The sequence below is a fragment of the Staphylococcus equorum genome (genome assembly GCF_029024965.1).
Classification (GTDB): domain Bacteria; phylum Bacillota; class Bacilli; order Staphylococcales; family Staphylococcaceae; genus Staphylococcus; species Staphylococcus equorum.
In genome coordinates this window covers 1,233,664-1,246,953 of the sequence record NZ_CP118982.1, presented here as the reverse complement: position 1 = coordinate 1,246,953, position 13,290 = coordinate 1,233,664, and the positions used below count along the sequence as shown (strand labels likewise).

General features: G+C 31.0%; 18 protein-coding genes and 1 other annotated feature. Of the genes, 1 reads left to right on the top strand and 17 read right to left on the bottom strand.

Annotated elements, in window-relative coordinates; genetic code table 11:
* The 11 genes from ruvB to PYW44_RS06015 form a co-directional block, all read right to left on the bottom strand.
* The gene (ruvB, locus tag PYW44_RS06065; protein ID WP_021339116.1) at positions 1-1,002 is read right to left on the bottom strand and encodes a Holliday junction branch migration DNA helicase RuvB; all 1,002 of its coding nucleotides are present in this window, start codon (positions 1,000-1,002) and stop codon (positions 1-3) included.
* 31 nt (positions 1,003-1,033) lie between these two features.
* A complete protein-coding gene (gene ruvA / locus PYW44_RS06060; protein ID WP_002507412.1) occupies positions 1,034-1,636 on the bottom strand; it encodes a Holliday junction branch migration protein RuvA in 603 nt (200 codons plus the stop codon).
* A gap of 12 nt (positions 1,637-1,648) precedes the next feature.
* Complete coding sequence (locus PYW44_RS06055; RefSeq protein ID WP_021339115.1) at positions 1,649-2,104, bottom strand: ACT domain-containing protein; 456 nt, start codon at positions 2,102-2,104, stop codon at positions 1,649-1,651.
* A gap of 11 nt (positions 2,105-2,115) precedes the next feature.
* Positions 2,116-3,411: a GTPase ObgE gene (obgE, locus tag PYW44_RS06050; RefSeq protein ID WP_021339114.1), complete on the bottom strand. Its 1,296-nt coding sequence runs from the start codon at positions 3,409-3,411 to the stop codon at positions 2,116-2,118.
* Between the two features lie 131 nt (positions 3,412-3,542).
* Positions 3,543-3,827, bottom strand: a complete 285-nt coding sequence (rpmA, locus tag PYW44_RS06045; protein WP_002507409.1) for a 50S ribosomal protein L27 — start codon at positions 3,825-3,827, stop codon at positions 3,543-3,545.
* An 11-nt stretch (positions 3,828-3,838) separates the two neighbouring features.
* Positions 3,839-4,159 carry a ribosomal-processing cysteine protease Prp gene (locus tag PYW44_RS06040; protein ID WP_002507408.1) on the bottom strand — a complete coding sequence of 107 codons (321 nt, stop codon included), beginning with the start codon at positions 4,157-4,159 and terminating at the stop codon, positions 3,839-3,841.
* A gap of 2 nt (positions 4,160-4,161) precedes the next feature.
* Positions 4,162-4,470, bottom strand: coding sequence for a 50S ribosomal protein L21 (gene rplU, locus PYW44_RS06035; protein ID WP_002507407.1), 309 nt, complete (start codon positions 4,468-4,470; stop codon positions 4,162-4,164).
* 13 nt (positions 4,471-4,483) lie between these two features.
* Positions 4,484-4,557 (bottom strand) — a sequence feature (ribosomal protein L21 leader region).
* Between the two features lie 29 nt (positions 4,558-4,586).
* Entirely contained in the window at positions 4,587-5,111 is a 525-nt protein-coding gene (gene mreD / locus PYW44_RS06030) for a rod shape-determining protein MreD (protein ID WP_002507406.1), read from the bottom strand.
* Complete coding sequence (mreC, locus tag PYW44_RS06025; RefSeq protein WP_002507405.1) at positions 5,111-5,953, bottom strand: rod shape-determining protein MreC; 843 nt, start codon at positions 5,951-5,953, stop codon at positions 5,111-5,113. The genes mreD and mreC overlap by 1 nt, the downstream gene beginning before the upstream one ends.
* 420 nt (positions 5,954-6,373) lie before the next feature.
* Positions 6,374-6,532, bottom strand: coding sequence for a hypothetical protein (locus PYW44_RS06020; RefSeq protein WP_021339112.1), 159 nt, complete (start codon positions 6,530-6,532; stop codon positions 6,374-6,376).
* Positions 6,533-6,602: 70 nt separating this feature from the next.
* On the bottom strand, positions 6,603-7,061 hold the full coding sequence (locus tag PYW44_RS06015) for a DUF4930 family protein (protein ID WP_021339111.1): 459 nt from the start codon (positions 7,059-7,061) through the stop codon (positions 6,603-6,605).
* Positions 7,062-7,208: 147 nt separating this feature from the next.
* Between PYW44_RS06015 and PYW44_RS06010 the strand changes: the two genes are divergently transcribed.
* Positions 7,209-7,388 carry a hypothetical protein gene (locus tag PYW44_RS06010; protein WP_071561853.1) on the top strand — a complete coding sequence of 60 codons (180 nt, stop codon included), beginning with the start codon at positions 7,209-7,211 and terminating at the stop codon, positions 7,386-7,388.
* Positions 7,389-7,537: 149 nt separating this feature from the next.
* On the opposite strand, the gene PYW44_RS06005 is transcribed toward PYW44_RS06010, so the two are convergent.
* The 6 genes from PYW44_RS06005 to PYW44_RS05980 form a co-directional block, all read right to left on the bottom strand.
* On the bottom strand, positions 7,538-7,819 hold the full coding sequence (locus PYW44_RS06005; protein WP_002507402.1) for a hypothetical protein: 282 nt from the start codon (positions 7,817-7,819) through the stop codon (positions 7,538-7,540).
* A 154-nt stretch (positions 7,820-7,973) separates the two neighbouring features.
* Entirely contained in the window at positions 7,974-8,822 is an 849-nt protein-coding gene (locus PYW44_RS06000) for an aldo/keto reductase (RefSeq protein ID WP_021339109.1), read from the bottom strand.
* Positions 8,823-9,057: 235 nt separating this feature from the next.
* On the bottom strand, positions 9,058-10,329 hold the full coding sequence (locus tag PYW44_RS05995) for a hypothetical protein (RefSeq protein ID WP_069801590.1): 1,272 nt from the start codon (positions 10,327-10,329) through the stop codon (positions 9,058-9,060).
* A 67-nt stretch (positions 10,330-10,396) separates the two neighbouring features.
* Positions 10,397-11,461: a hypothetical protein gene (locus tag PYW44_RS05990; RefSeq protein WP_115075986.1), complete on the bottom strand. Its 1,065-nt coding sequence runs from the start codon at positions 11,459-11,461 to the stop codon at positions 10,397-10,399.
* Positions 11,462-11,646: 185 nt separating this feature from the next.
* Positions 11,647-12,324, bottom strand: a complete 678-nt coding sequence (gene radC, locus PYW44_RS05985) for a RadC family protein (protein ID WP_065367458.1) — start codon at positions 12,322-12,324, stop codon at positions 11,647-11,649.
* Entirely contained in the window at positions 12,321-13,025 is a 705-nt protein-coding gene (locus PYW44_RS05980) for a prepilin peptidase (RefSeq protein ID WP_021339105.1), read from the bottom strand. Before PYW44_RS05980 ends, radC begins: the two co-directional genes overlap by 4 nt.
* Between the last annotated feature and the right edge of the window lie 265 nt (positions 13,026-13,290).

Sequence of the window (13,290 nt, the reverse complement as noted above, 5' to 3'; positions counted from 1 at the left end):
TTATTCCCTCTTTCCATTCTTGCTAAAATGTTCAAATGCATAAGGTGTCGCTTTCCGTCCTCTTGGCGTACGCTCAATGAATCCTTTTTGAATTAAAAAGGGTTCATATACATCTTCAATTGTAATGCGTTCCTCACCAATAGAAACAGCTATCGTATCCAAACCAACAGGTCCGCCTTTATACTGCTGCAATATACAATTCATCATTTTATGATCAATGTAATCTAGCCCTTCATCATCTACTTGTAATAACTGCAGAGATTGCTTTGTAGTATCTATGCTAATTGATTCATCTTCCTTCACTTGTTGAAAATCACGTACACGTTTTAACAAACGATTGGCAACCCTTGGCGTACCTCGACTACGTTTAGCTAATTCCGTTGCACTTTCTTTATCGATAGACGTTCCCAATACTTCAGCAGTACGCACAATGATTTCTTCTAATTCAGGTTCTTCGTAATACTCTAATCTGAGATGAACACCGAATCTATCACGTAAAGGAGCTGTTAAACTACCCGCTCTTGTAGTAGCACCTATTAAAGTAAATGGAGGCAAGTCTATACGAATACTTCTCGCTTCTTCTCCTTTACCAATAACGATGTCCAAAAAGAAATCTTCCATTGCGGGATATAATACTTCTTCAACAACACTACTTAACCTGTGAATTTCATCAATAAATAAAACGTCTCCTGGTTGTAAACTAGAAAGAATCGCCGCTAAATCACCTGGCCGTTCTACAGATGGCCCAGAAATCGTTCTAATATTTACTTCCATTTCATTCGCAATGATGTTAGACAAAGTCGTTTTACCTAATCCAGGGGGGCCAAATAATAGGACATGATCTAACGGCTCTTGTCTCATTTTAGCTGCTTTAATAAACACTTCTAAATTCGATTTAATCGCTGATTGTCCAATATATTGACGTAACCTTGTTGGTCGTAAAGAAAGTTCAAATGAAGATTCCTCTTCATGTACTGATTGGTCTACCATTCTATCATCCATTACATTCCCCCCTTTTTAAATATAGTAATATTTATGATATAAGTAATTGTAATCCTCTTTTAACTGCATCATCGACAGATTCAAATGATTCTTTAGTTAATGTTTTTTCGACTTTAGTCAATTCACGTTTAGAATAACCTAATGCTTCTAATGCTAGCATTGCTTCTTTAACAATTGCAGTTGCGCCATTACTATCAATCCCCATGTTTAATAGCTGACTGCTATCTACTTCATTAATCTGAACCTTACCTTTAAGATCCAAGACAATTTGGCGTGCAGTTTTTTTACCTATTCCAGGGAATTGTGTTAAATAAGCATCATTTTCATTCTCGATGGCAATTTTGACGTCATTCGGAGAACTACTTGCTAAAATAGCTAGTGCAGATTTCGGACCTATGCCAGTTACTTTTATCAAGCTTAAAAACATATCTTTTTCTTCTTGATTTATAAAGCCATAGAGCAACTGTGCATCTTCTCTTACGATAAGTGAAGTGTGAATCACAACTTCTTGATCCATTTGTTTTTGAAAACGATAAGAATTAGGTGTTTGAATCTCATATCCTACACCTGATGCTTCAACCACCACGTGTGTAGGATTCAATACTGTTAATGTGCCTTTAATATATGCGTACAAGTTTACACTTCCTTATATAGTCATACTAATTAATTCAACTTTAGAAATATGATCAATAATTTTTAAAGCTTCCATTACATCATCAATTTCCAAATCCGTACCCTTCGCATCTAATGAAAGTGTGATTGTTGCTCTTCCATCCATTGGAATACTTTGGTGAATGGTTAATACAGATAACTGTAAACTAGATAATGTATTTAATACTTGTGCCAACATGCCTACGATATCATTGACATACAATATTAATGTAAACTCTCTCGTTGATTCCATTTTTTCATCAATCGGAAATATAGTATCTCGATATTTATAAAATGCACTTCTAGATAAATCAAACTGTTTGACTGCTTCAAATATGGACAATGACGGATTATTTTTTAATACATCTTTAATTTTTAAAGTTTTTACAACTGATTCTGGTAAAACATCTTCTCTAATTAAATAAAACTTTTTATAGTCTTTTTTGTCCAAATTAAGCACTCCTATTCAACAAATTCAAATTCTCCGCCAAGTATCCTTACAATATCACCATTTTCACAACCGCGTGCTCTCAACGCCTCATCAATGCCCATAGAGCGCATTTGACGTGCGAATCTACGTACTGCCGGGTCACTATTGAAGTCAGTCATCTTGAACATTCTTTCAATTGCTTTACCACTTACAACGTATGCAGCATCATCATCTCTAGTAATTGTGAAGTTATCTTGACTTGGCGTATGTTTATACAACACTCTGTTAACACCCAAATCTTCCTCTTCTTCTTTACTAAAGTCAATGTCTTTCACTTCTTCTAATTTATCTGCAATTGCATATAAGAGTTCGTCTATATGATCATGCATTACTGTAGATAAAGGAATAATATGAATACTATCATCATTCAATTCTTCTTTAAAAATTTCTAAGTTATCTTCAGCATTTGGCATATCCATCTTATTTGCTACAACGATTTGAGGTCTCTCTTCTAGACGATGTTCATAAGCACTTAATTCTTCATTAATTACTTTATAATCTTCAAATGGATCGCGACCTTCAGAGCCACTCATATCAATCATATGAACAATAACTTTTGTTCTCTCAACGTGTTTTAAAAATTGATGACCTAATCCTACACCTTCAGACGCACCTTCAATAAGACCAGGTAAATCTGCCATTACAAAACTTCTTTGATCTTTTGTGGAAACAACACCTAAGTTAGGTTTAATTGTAGTGAAATGATATGCACCAATTTTCGGTTTGGCTTTAGATACTATTGAGAGTAAGGTAGATTTACCCACGCTCGGAAAACCTACTAATCCTACATCGGCTAGCAATTTTAATTCTAGCGTAACCTCTATTTCTTCACCTGGTTCTCCATTTTCACTAAAATCAGGTGCAGGGTTTCTTGGAGAAGCGAAACGAGAGTTACCTCGGCCTCCACGACCACCCTTAGCTACAGTTGCACGTTGACCATCTTCAACTAAATCTGCAACAACTTCCTCTGTTTCAACATTTTTCACAATTGTGCCTGGCGGTACTTTTAGAACTAAGTGATCTGCATTTTTACCATGCATATTACTTGTTTGACCAGCGCCACCTCTATTAGCCTTGAAATGTGTTTGATATCTAAAGTCTAATAAAGTTCTTAACCCTTCATCAACTTCAAATATAATTGACGCACCATTACCACCGTCGCCACCAGCTGGGCCACCAAATGGAATATATTTCTCTCTACGATAGGCTGTTATACCATTACCGCCATCACCTGCTTTGAGTGATATTTTAACTTGATCGACAAACATGATTTCACCTCTTTTTCTAAAAACTTAATTTCCATATCTTTTATATTATATCATTATCTTGCCTACTAGAAAATAAAGACAAAAAAATTAACACCAGAAGTCATAACTTCTGGTGTTAATGGTGACAAAAACTACTCAGCTGCTGCGTAAACAGAAACTTGTTTTTTGTCGCGACCTTTACGTTCAAATTTAACAACGCCGTCGATTTTAGCGAATAATGTATCGTCGCCACCACGACCAACATTTTCACCAGGATAGATTTTAGTACCACGTTGGCGGAATAAAATTGATCCACCTGTAACGTATTGACCATCAGCACGTTTAGCACCTAAACGTTTTGACTCAGAGTCACGTCCGTTTCTTGTAGAACTTACCCCTTTTTTAGATGCGAAGAATTGTAAGTTTAATTTTAACATTGGGTTGCACCTCACTTATAATTTAGTCTGATATTTTCTTTATATTCTTCTTCAATTGTTTGCAATGATACTAACATTGCCTGAAGAATTAATTGCGCTTTTTCATTTGTAGCATCGACACTTCTTACGTGGAAATGTCCACCGTCATCATTGTAATCAATGTCTGGCTTTTCGCTTGTTAATCCCATGATAGCATTAACGCTTCCGAAAATAACTGCGGATGCACCAGCACAAACTATATCATGCCCGTATTCGCCATGTTCTGCATGACCATCCATAATAACATCAGTTACTTGACCAGCTTCGTTCAATGTAACATCAACAGTAATCATGATTAAGCGTTGATTTTGTCGATAGTTAATTTAGTGTAAGGTTGACGATGACCTTTTTTACGTTTTGAGTCTTTACGACGTCTGTAAGTGAATACAGTGATTTTTTTACCGCGTCCTTCTTTATTAGCAGTAGCAGTAACAGTAGCACCCTCAACTGTTGGCGCACCAACTTTAACTGAGTCTCCACCTACAAATAATACTTTGTCAAAAGTGAATGTATCACCTTCGTTTAAATTTAATTTTTCAACGAAGATTTCTTGTCCTTCTTCAACTTTTAATTGTTTTCCACCTGTTTCGATAATAGCAAACATACTTTGCACCTCCTATAATTTTAAGTCACGCCAAATGCAGGTGACATAAATGTACTTGAACCTGAATCTGAGCGGTTGTATGTAGCTATGAACTACTCAACTACTGCATTTTAGCATTAGGATTTCTTACTGTCAATCTTCAATTGCACTTTTCTTAGGAATTTCATAATAATTGGGAATAAAATTGTAAGTAAAATTAAATTTAATATAAATGTAGGTATTAATCTAAATATAATAAAATCTATAAACACAAAATTAATAAGCCCTAAAATACTATACATAATTGCTACATAAATTTCTAAGAAGACTGTACTAAGTACAATAATGATAAACAGCATTGTATGATCTCTATAAAATGTTTTGAAGAAAAAGTCCATGATGACTACAAATAAAATATAGCCAAATAGATATAGACCATAAAAACTGCCGAAATATAAATCTGTAATTAGGCCTAATACTACTGATAAAACCATCGCTACACCAAAACTTCTATACACACTTAGCATCAAAATGTACATGATCGTTAAATGTGGCACGAAAATAATATCTTTATCTCCTATTTGCATTGGTATAACAAGTCCAATTGCAGTATCAATATAAAACAATACAATACCAATAAGAAAGTAGTATAATGCGCGCATTAATTATCCCCGCTTTCATTATCTGGTATTGTTTTAGGGTCTCTTTTAGCAACATAGACGTGATTTAAGTCTGCTAAACTTGCAGCTGTCTTCACTCTTACTTCTTTAGATAAACCGTACTCATCATTTTCAACTTTAGATACTTCACCTATGTAAATACTGCTAGGAAGTTGATCTGCTAAGCCGCTCGTAACAACTTTATCTCCTTTTTTAATACTATCTTTATTATTTATATCTGTAATTACAAGTTCTTCATTCTTAGCATCATAATGATCTATTAAACCAAAAACGTTTTCTCCATCATGTTGGATGTTTACAGACAATCGATTAGCACGAGTGTTCGTTGAGATTAAATCTACTTGAGACGAGAATTGATTTACTTTAGAGATGCGGCCAACTAATCCTTCTGAAGTCATCACAGCCATATTGTTTTCTATTCCATCTTTAGAACCTTGGTTTATAACCAATGTATTCATCCATTGGTCAGGATTTCTAGATAGTACTGTGCTAGAAATCGGTTCATATTTTGAAATATCTTCAATATCTAATTCTTTTTTGTAAGTTTTATTTTCTGCTTTTAATCTTTCATTTTCAGCTTCTAATTGCTTCACCTTACTACTTTGTTCTTCTGAACTTTCTTTTGCAAAGAGATTACCGATAGATCCTGTTACAAAATGTACAGGATAGCTGACTGCTTTTTGACCAAAAGCAACAGTATCTCCTACATACTGTTCTACTGGTGATTGCGTTTGTGAACGCAAAGATACACCAATTAAGGCTATAAACACAATGATTGCACACAGTATAACAATCAATTTGTTGTTTTTAAAAAACTTTGACAACCTGAACACCTCTATTAACCAACTATTTTATATTCTTATTATCATTTTATATCACTAGTGTTACGAAATAAAGCACGAACCCTAATATTCCACAACAAAATTTATCCTACGTTGAATCACTAGTTTAACTAGATTAAGCGAATACACTTCATGTTTTGATTAAAATGAAATAAATTAAACGATACATTGTATTATAACAATACTTACAGTCAATAGTGTATTAAAAAATTTTGATTTTCTGAATAGTAATTAATATATTATTTTTGTTTAAAAATTAAGTTTAAATACTTTTTGAGGCAAACACATGCATTTATGGCTTATACACTTAATCTTTTTATATATGCTCATATAAGAATTACAATTGCCTTTAAGTTTTAAAGCATAAAAAAACGCCTCTACCATAAGAGACGTAAACTTACTTTAGTTATTTTCTTTTTCATCTGAATTGTTGTCGTCAGTTGATTTTTTAGCTTTTTTCTCATCTTCTTCATATAATGTTTCTTTTTTACGCCAACGTGCAAATAAATTTTGTGCTTTAGCTTGCTCAGCCATTTTCTTATCTTTAGACTGTTCACTCATAATTGGACACCAACCTTTAACGTTTTTACTTATTTAAGGCTAACGCATTTTACCCTATAATTCAAACGCATTACTCGTAGTTAGATTGTGGTTGTAGTTCAATATGCGCTCCTAATTGATTTAAATCTTGTTCCATTTCAATTTCTGTCTTATAAACACGAAGTGAATCTGAGCCAAATTTATAGATAATAAACTCATCGCCACGTTGACCAGCCAAGTATTCATCAGTATAACCCATTCTTTCTAAACCTGAAACTGACATAAACTCTTTTTTATTAATCCAATCAAACACATTTTTCGTTTGACTAAATGGTACATTATTAAGGATGTCATTATCTTCTACTGAATACCGTTTGCCACCTGTCAAATTTTGTTGAGGTGCTTCATTATTCATAGATGGCTTATCGTCATGTACTGGGTTCCATTCTTGGTCTTTTAAAAAAGGTGCATATTTTAATGCGAAAAGTACAATTGCTACTATCGCTATGACAGCTATAATGTTTTTAACAATACTGAAAATAAACCGCATGAACCATCCTCCTATTAAGTCACTCTAAATTATAATTTTTCACGGTCGAATTATCATCAGTCTCTAGAAGTATTTAAAACTTAACTATAGACTGATGCATATGCCATATTTTCATAGTACAATGTTTTTAAAGGGAGTGAATACAGAATGAGTATTTTATCTATAATCCTGCTTGCACTCTTAGTCATACTACTATTTAGAGTAGGTTTATCAATTTTAAGATTTATAATATATATTGGGATTATTGTGTTATGTATATATTTGGGTTACCAAGGTATTCTTTGGTTAATGGAGAATTTTAACACTTATTTCAATTTCATAAATTAAAATTTTAGCGCTTAAGGATTAAATTATCCATTAAGCGCATTTTTTGTACTATTAGATTTAAAAATTTTAATACTTTTACTTCAAATATGTAAAAATTACAAATTACCACTTACAAAACTTAACATATACTATAGAAACTTGTCATTTACTTACTTTCCTACACCATTACTTAACACTTGATAAACATAATAACAGCCACTTAATAATAGTGCCCATATGATCGCTACCGCTATAGCACTCAATAAATAAATCCATATCGAAGTTGAGGTGTGATTAAATACAACGAATAAAATAGTTGTAATTACAACCCCTATAACTGAAACAACTATGGCAATACCTGTTCTTTTCAAATTAATTGCTTGGCGCTTTTTGGTAAGTTGCATAAGATACACTACAGGTAACAATAACCCGATTAATAAGATACTTCCCAATATATAATCCTCCTTATATAACATCTTGATTATACATTACCTTGACGCATACCGGAAGATTAATGTACTCCATAAAACAAATATGTCATATGTAAAAAAAGACATCCCTTCATAAGAACAGGATGTCATTAATATATAATGTTGATTTAAATGCTTAAACAAACTCTTCATATTCACGCGGATTTTGACCTTCAACACGACCGCTTTCACCTTGATCTAAAGCATCAATCTTATCTAAGTCTTCTTGTTCTAATTCAAAGTCAAGATAATTATAATTTTCTTGTTGATGTACGTCATCACTCGATTTAACAATTGGAAATACGTGGTTTTGATTAACCCAGTTAATAATCACTTGAGCGGGCGTACGATCATATTTATCAGCAATAGCTTTAATCGTATCATTCGTAAGAACATCATTAATTTCACGTCCTAAAGGACTCCATGCTTCTGATAAAATACCTCTTTTATCATTTTCTGCTATTAAATCTTTATTATTGAAATACGGTTGTATCTCTATTTGATTGGTAGCTGGTGTCACTCCTGTTGCTTCAATAATTTCATCTAAATGTTCAGGCATAAAATTAGAAACACCAATTGTTTTAATTAAACCATATTTCTGTGCATCGACTAATGCTTTCCAGGCCTCAACGAATTTACCTTGTTTCGGATTCGGCCAATGTATTAAGTATTTGTCAAAATAATCTAACCCAGTACGATAAAGTGACTCTTGAATTAGATTAATCGCTTTATCATATTCATGAGCAGCGCCTGGTAATTTAGCACTTACATAAATCTGTTCTCGAGGAATTGACGAACGACGAATTGCTTCGCCTACCATACCTTCATTGTTATAATTAGTTGAAGTATCTATTAAGCTATAGCCTATATCAATTGCATTTATTACTTGATTAACGCCTTTTCCGCCTTGAATATTCACCGTTCCTAATCCTATATGAGGTAAAGTTGATCCATCATTTAAACGAAACTCATCATACATTGTCATTCATAATCCTTCCCTTCTTCCATGTATTTAAAAATCAGCATAAACAAGTTGATTTTATATTCGTTACTTTCTATTTCTACCCGTTTTAATAATTTAATAATCTGGGAAAATATTCAGACTATCAAAACCGATGGATGTTTTAATTTATATAATCGTTATATTATTTTTTCAACGACAAAAGACAAACTAAGTAATAACTGTATTAGTTTGTCTCCTTTTGATATAAAGTTAGTTTTTAGTACTCATTACTCTCTACTTCATACTTAATATTTAATTGTTTTAATAACTTATTTATTTCCAATTCCAATAACGGTTGTTCAATGTCTCTAACTAAATTTATATAAAACTTATTATCATAACTTAACATACTGCAGTTGTATGGCGTTCGTGATCGAGTGTTAAGTATACAGTCTACTCTATCTATATATTTATCCATTTCCGTTGGCATTCGAATTAATCCTAAATTCGACAGAGTTAAGCATGTTGTTTTTTCGCTAAATAAAAATGAACGCTTAAGAAAATATTGCTTGATAAATAATGGCATCATTTTAATGAATATACTATTCTGTATGCTCACATTTTTCTGAATCCTTGTTCGTAAATTATCTTCCGATAATCCTGACTTAAGTTGATTATCAATAATTTTAATAATTTCATTCAAAGTATAATCTTGAACTTTAGGATTAATTTGAGGTTTCATATAGAGGACAAAATTACGTAACGTATTTTTATGGAACACATTTCTTAAATCAATAGGCAAGAAGATTTTAATATCTTTCTGACTTTGTGTTTTCATTTCCTCTTTTTGCAAATTTATTAGCCCCATAATTATCATTGAAGCTACTAAAACAGTTAAACTTATATTCATGTCTTTAGCTATTTTCTTTATATCTACTATATCAATAATATATTTTTCTGTTTTTAATTTGTTTATTGTTTTCCCTTTTAATTGGTACACTTGGTTATTCTTAAAAGTAACTTTATTTTTTTGTTTTATTTTAATATCTTTGTAGTTGTCTGCTATTTCATCTTTACTAGGATGCTCATTAGTATCTAATATATCTTCTCTATCTTTTAAATGTAGGCCTTCTTTTCGTTTAAGATATTCATAAACTAATGATTTCAAAAATACCATGCCACCTTTACCATCAGTCAATGAATGAAATAATTCAACATGTATACTTTTTTCTGAATATAATACGCGAAAACTACTTTTATATAAATCCTTTTTCGACATATACTTTAATAGTTTTGTATCTTTTTCTATAATGGGTGCTTTATAAACTGGTTCTAGATAATACCAAAAAATACCTTTGGATATTCTAGCTGCAATTGTAGGGAATCTTTCTGTAACTACATTTAAAGCCTCTTGTAATATGGCTGGGTGTATTTCTTCTTTTAAAGTAATAGATAACCTAAATATATTTAACCAGCTTTTATTATGAGAAGCCATATGAATAATTGCTGTGTTATCAAGTTTTACTTTATACTTTTTTCGATTATGCATATATTACACTCCTCTTAATAGTTTAGATTACCTATAAATATTCTGTATATATGACATGAATGCTATATTAAAAAGCAATTTCATAACAAAATTCTAATTTTCTATAATAATCATTTTCAACAAAATCAGTAGGTTTAACCTTAGTATTATTTGCTTCAAAATACTCTAGATTAGCTATTTTCAAAATGCTGTACACAAATTGAGAACAGAACATAATATTAGGTCTAATAGATGCCTTAGTTACAAGTCCTACTAAATTATAAGCACTACCGGCGTTATTTATTTCATTAATTTTTTCAATTATACGTTTCTTTTGTTCTTTCGTAGCTTTTATTTTATATACCATTATACTAGCGTCACTTTTTTTATTAAAAGACTCTAATTGTTCTTGGTTTAAACCAGGTAGAGTTAGATTTTCTCCACCATTGTAACTAATTGTTGTTTTCAGTTCTTTATCCAAACTAAGAGAAACATGATTATAATTTTTTTGAGTGAAAAGTGAAATTAATTCATTTGCAGAACTGCCTGTGCTAGATAAAACAATATACAAGTTTTCATCATTTAAACTTTTTTCACATTCTGCGAAATAACTTTCACTCAGCGCATTTCTATTTAAATATTTAATATAACTATGCCTAGGAATATCATTCGCAATTTCATAAATATTTTCTTTAGATAAAGCAGTTTTACTTTTACTAACATTCTTTTTTAAACTGTTCCTTTTATTATTTATTTCTCTAATCATATCAAAACTAATTGATGTTTTACTGATCATTGAAAATTGATGTTCAAGTGTGTATATATAATGTAAGTACCTTACAAAGAACGGTACAAATATGATAATAATACCAATGATATTTTTTACTAAAAAGGCGAGCCAAATACTACTATTATTAAAAAATGTAGAAGCTATAAAAACTTCTTGTAGAATTAAGATTAAAGTATATATTGAAATGAACATGATTTTCACTTTCCACGAGTTCTTCGATACCAATATATGTATAATAAGAATTGAAGCTGATAAAGCAAATATGACTGCAAATATTGCAGTTGACTTAGTAAATAATAAAGATATTAATAAAATAATAATTAAAAATTGAATCAGTAATAAATATACTTTTTTGACTCTCATATAAATGTTCTCCTCCATAACTTTCTTTAATATAAAGTATATTTAAAAAATCAACAATCCAAAAGGTCTTTTAATTATCAAATTAATATGTTTTTAAAATATAGGATAAGTAATTTATGTTCTACTCATGTAAATGAATTAAACTTGGAAACAGAACTAAAATATTTCAGTTACTCTAAAAGTCCTCAGTTAAAATAACCTTCTTCAACCATGCTTAAATAGATATGGTCACCTATAATAATATGATCTAATAAATCAATTCCTAGCACTTGACCACATTTTTTTAATCTTTCAGTGGTTTTAATATCTTCGTTTGAGGGCGTAACGTCACCTGAAGGATGATTATGTAGTACTATAATAGCATTACTCGCACATTTAATAGCTTCACTAAATATTTCGCGTGGATGCACAATTGAACTATTTAAAGTGCCAACAAATATGGTTTTTTGCTTAATAATTACGTTTTTAGAATTCAAAAACAACGCTATAAATTTCTCTTGTGTCAAATGCTCCATTTTACCCATCATAAAATCCGCAACATCTTTAGGACTTGAAATTTGAATCTTATCATCTACGCTACCTGAATGCATGCGTTCTCCTAACTCAAATGCTGCTTTCAAAATAAGCGCTTTATATAAACCTACACCTTTGATTTTATTTAAGTCGCTGATAGATAACATTTTTAATTCTTTTAAGTTATCAACTGACTTCAACAATTCGTTTGCAATATCTATACTCGAACTCCCTTTTCGACCAGTATTAATTAGTATGGCTAATAACTCAGCGTGTGATAAATGTGAGGCACCATGACTTAACAAACGTTCTCTCGGCTTCTGGTTATCTGCAAGTTCATTTATTCTCAAATAAGACCCTCTCCTAAAGTTAAATATTGATGAAATATCATCGTTAAATTAAAAGCAACAAAAATAAAAGGTATCAGTGGTATTCTTTGTTTCAAATTACGAAAAAGTATCATACTAAATAAAGCAAAAATACCTCCACAAATAAACGTAAAAAACATTATTAACACAAAATCTGAATATGGCAGTAAATAAGAAAGCAATGAAAAAAGAAGAATGTCTCCGTAACCAATGCCGTGACGTATTAAAAAATATAAAAGATGTAATACCGTAGTCATGATTAAAAAATGGTATACATTTCCTTGTCCAATAAAGTAGGCACACAATGAAAATATAATGTACAGATGGATTGGTAATGCAAAAGTTTTGATGTCATACATCGTAAATACAAGTAGGAATATATAAATAAGTAAAAAAGTGGTGTGATCTAGAGGGAATGATAAATAAGAAAGAACAAATGCAGGAACAATCGATAAAAATTCTCCAATTAAATATAAAGAGCTCAACTTACTTTGACAGCAATTACTTCTCCCTTTCAAACATAAAAAGCTTATAATTGGTATTATTTCGGTAAATTTAAGTTCTCTATGACAATAATCACAACGAGAACGTAAACCAAAGTAATTTAATTTTAATTGATTCACATAGCTCAACTGATACAAATAACTAAATAGAACTGGACATAATAAAAGTTGTTTGATCAATAATATACCTCCTTATAAAAATTATATCATGTCCGTTTTAATTTAATAACAAAAATATCACTTAGTTAAAAATTTTAATTGTAAGTTTGATAAAATAAATTTTTAGTACATAAAAAGCGCATAACCTCTACAATTTAAATGATTAATCAATTAAATAAAATAAAGATTACGCGCTTCTGTATAATAAACATATGTACATTTAACTATGGATACAGAAAAACACAATCAGCCATTCTGTATTCATAAATTAATATGCTATTTATTG